This is a genomic window from Tunicatimonas sp. (genome assembly GCF_049647865.1).
Lineage (GTDB): Bacteria > Bacteroidota > Bacteroidia > Cytophagales > Cyclobacteriaceae > Tunicatimonas.
Genome location: NZ_JBARYM010000689.1, coordinates 1 through 2983 on the forward strand (window position 1 = coordinate 1; position 2983 = coordinate 2983).

A 2983-nucleotide genomic window follows, 5' to 3' on the forward strand; every position below is an offset into this window, starting at 1 on the left:
ATCAACCCTAATGACATTGTATCGGTAGAAGTATTGAAAGATGCCTCTTCTACCGCCATCTACGGTGCCAGAGGGGCAAACGGGGTAATACTTATTACTACTAAGCAGGGAAAAGCGGGTGAGGGAAAAATTTCCTATAGTGTAGATCTTAGTACAGTTACTTTTGGCCCCAACCGACCCGAAGTCCTGAATACCGAGCAATACCTAGCCGTAGAGGATTTGGCGTGGCGAAACATGGAAAAATTTGATCCGCAGGGATGGACCGAAGGAAAGTGGGCTTATTTAAATCCAGCGTTGAAGAGGACCGATCCCGAACTATTTGATAGTAACGGAAATCCCTACTTTGACACCAATTGGCTTGAGGAAACTACGCAGAGTAAATTATCGCAGAACCATCAGCTCAACTTTAGCGGAGGCAGTGATAAAACTACTTACTCGCTCTCGTTAGGGTACCAAGATATACAAGGACTATACCTTACCAATTTTTTAACACGTTACTCCGGACGAGTAGCGGTAGAAACGGAAGTAAAGGATTGGTTAACTATTGGGACTACGCTCAACTACAATTTCCAGTCGGAGAACAATGTGGATTTTAATGATCAAATTCCCCGACGAATGGTAGAAGATTTTCCGTTCTTGCCGGTGTACTATTCGGACGGTACCTACGCCGATAACCGAGATTATCCCTTTGCCGAAGGTACCCGAAGTTCGGTACACAATCTGCTGGAACGTAATTTTGCTTTAAATACCCAAACGTTTATTGGCTCGGCTCACGCCAATATCAAACTAACAGATGATCTAATCTTCCGAACGGTACTAGGAACCAACGTGATTACTCAGGAAAGCAATCGCTACGAAGGCCGTACAATACGGGAGGGCGATCAGGGCCGTGCTTGGTTAGATGATGATAGAACCACCTTCTGGTCGTTTGAAAACTATTTGACCTACAATAAGACCTTTGCTGATATTCACGCCTTCGAGGGAATGCTCGGAATATCTTGGCAGGAATCAAACTTCTTCGGAATGGCGGCCCAAGCTAGAACTTTCGCTACGGATTATTTCCAGTTCAACAATATAGGAGCCGGTAGCAATAACCTAGAAGTAGGTTCTGGCGCCAATCGGGAAGCACTAAATTCCTATTTCGGTCGGTTTCAGTATCGTCTGATGGATAAGTATCTGGCAACTTTTACGGGACGAATGGATGGTTCCTCTAAGTTCGGAGATAACAATAAATATGCTTTCTTCCCTTCAGCCGCTTTGGCGTGGAGAGTATCCGAAGAGGGATTTCTTAGCAATAGTCCTTTGGTCTCTAACTTGAAAATTCGGACGAGCTACGGCTTAACTGGAAACTCGGAAATACCTCCTTATTCATCGCTGGCCTTGCTAGGTTCAGGATACGCGGCCGTTATTAACGAATCTAGAGTGAGCGGCACCGGTATATTCCGCTTGGCCAACCCCGATTTACGGTGGGAAAAGACAGCTCAAACCGATGTGGGAGTTGAACTGGGGCTATTTGAAGGCAGAGTCTCTTTAGAAGCAGATTATTACTACCGTAGAACGACCGATATGTTGTTAGATGCTCCGGTTCCTCAAACCAGTGGTTATGCGACCATTCGCCGCAATGTGGGGTCTATGGAAAATAGAGGGGTTGAATTAGCAATTAATACCGTCAATATTGCTAGAGATAAACTCGAGTGGCGTTCTAATTTTAATATATCTTTCAATCGAAATAGAGTGTTAGAACTAGCTACCCGAGCACCTATTTTCGGAGTGGGTGGCCCTGGGATCACGAACGAAACCAGCATTATTACCGAAGGCGAATCTGCCAGTTCATTCTGGGGGCTGAACCGCTTAGGAGTGTGGGGAACCGATGAAGCTGCTGAAGCCGCTGAGTTTACCAGCTACCGCAATGGACTAACCATTTTGCCCGGAGACATTAAGTACGAAGACGTAAACGGCGATAAGGCCATTACCGATGCCGACCGGATGATTATTGGCGATGGTAGTCCTGACTTTTGGGGGGCCTTTATCAACAATATTCGTTTCGGAAACTTCGATCTGTTGTTGGATTTGCAGTTCTCCTACGGAAATGACATTATGGATATGAACCTTCACTCTAGTGAAGACCGCCAGGCACTGGCTAATAGCTACACCACCGTACTAGATGCCTGGACACCGGACAATCAAAACACCATGATTGCCCAAATTCGGGATACGCGCGCTGGTTACGTGACCAATGTTGATTCGCACTGGGTACAAGACGGTTCGTTTCTGCGAGGAAGAAATCTGGTGTTAGGATATAATTTTCCGAGAGCATTTACCGAAAGAATCTTCCTAGATAACCTCCGAGTATATGCTTCGGTACAAAATTTCTTTCTGCTAGTCGATGATGAAGTAATCGGTGATCCCGAAATTACTCCTATACGGGGAGGCGTAAGCAACAACGTATTCTCTCAAGGGATGAAGTGGCACGAATATCCGAAGACTACTACGTATACCTTTGGATTAAGAGTAGGCCTATAATCATTGCAAAAACTAAAAATACTTATTATGAAATTTCATATGATTAATTTTGTCAGCAAGATTCTCCTGAGCGGATGCATCTTAGTAGCGGCAAGCTGCTCTGATTTTCTGGACGAAGAAGATCCTTCCAATCTGACGCCGGAAAGCTTTTTCACAATACCTGACCACGCCGAAGCAGCTATTGCCGCCGTGTACGACGATACCCGGTTTTACGGCGACGGAGCAGGAATCTTTTCTTCTAATTGGCAATTGCTGGAGGCGCCAACGGGTACAGCTACTACCGAAACTGCCCAAAATTCGGATTTGAACAATCTGTACTCATTGACTTGGGACGAAAACACTGGCCATATTCGTAACTGGTGGCGAGGGATTTACCGCTTAGTAGCGAATGCTAATTTAGTATTGGACAGAGTACCTGATATTACTCCAATGGACGAAGCCCAGAAAGCCCGAATACTTG

At 45.4% G+C, this 2983-nt stretch carries 2 protein-coding genes; both read left to right on the plus strand.

All coding sequences use genetic code 11. The features are described 5' to 3' along the window. The coding region (locus WBA23_RS20165) for a SusC/RagA family TonB-linked outer membrane protein (protein WP_424584082.1) at positions 1-2523 on the plus strand (2523 nt) is incomplete at its 5' end. A 39-nt stretch (positions 2524-2562) separates the two neighbouring features. After that, the coding region (locus WBA23_RS20170; protein WP_424584083.1) for a RagB/SusD family nutrient uptake outer membrane protein at positions 2563-2983 on the plus strand (421 nt) is incomplete at its 3' end.